Annotated in this window: 1 pseudogene; it reads left to right on the top strand. The window is 60.9% G+C overall.

Features of this window, described 5'->3' with window-relative positions:
* Positions 1–10 precede the first annotated feature (10 nt).
* Positions 11–330: pseudogene (locus OGX89_RS00065) on the top strand (putative type VI secretion system effector); the annotation flags it as partial.

Here is a 330-nt window from a genome sequence, read left to right as displayed (position 1 = left end):
GGATGAGAACATGGCGTCTGCCGCAATGGTGCTGGCCTCGACGGGGTCAGCGGCAACGGCACAGGGCATGGTGGAGAGCAATGAAGACAGGGTTCCTGCTGCAGCGTGGTACGTTACTGGCGAAATCAATGGCCGGCAGTTTTCAGGGTGGCTGGGCGCCCCCTATTGCCGGGAAGGTGAGGAAGTGGAACTGATTGCCGCGCCGGTGGGAGAGGAGTACCTGGTATATGCCCTTGTCCGGCCACATGCGCGCTCGCTGACCATGCCGCCGTGGTGCTACCAGGGAATACGACGGGCACGAATAGACGCGATGAAAGTCCCCATTTCGAT

The sequence above is a fragment of the Citrobacter sp. Cpo103 genome, from assembly GCF_030332605.1.
Taxonomy (GTDB): domain Bacteria; phylum Pseudomonadota; class Gammaproteobacteria; order Enterobacterales; family Enterobacteriaceae; genus Citrobacter; species Citrobacter portucalensis.
The sequence above is the reverse complement of the archived record's forward strand: the minus strand, read 5'-3'. Positions and strand labels throughout refer to the sequence as shown.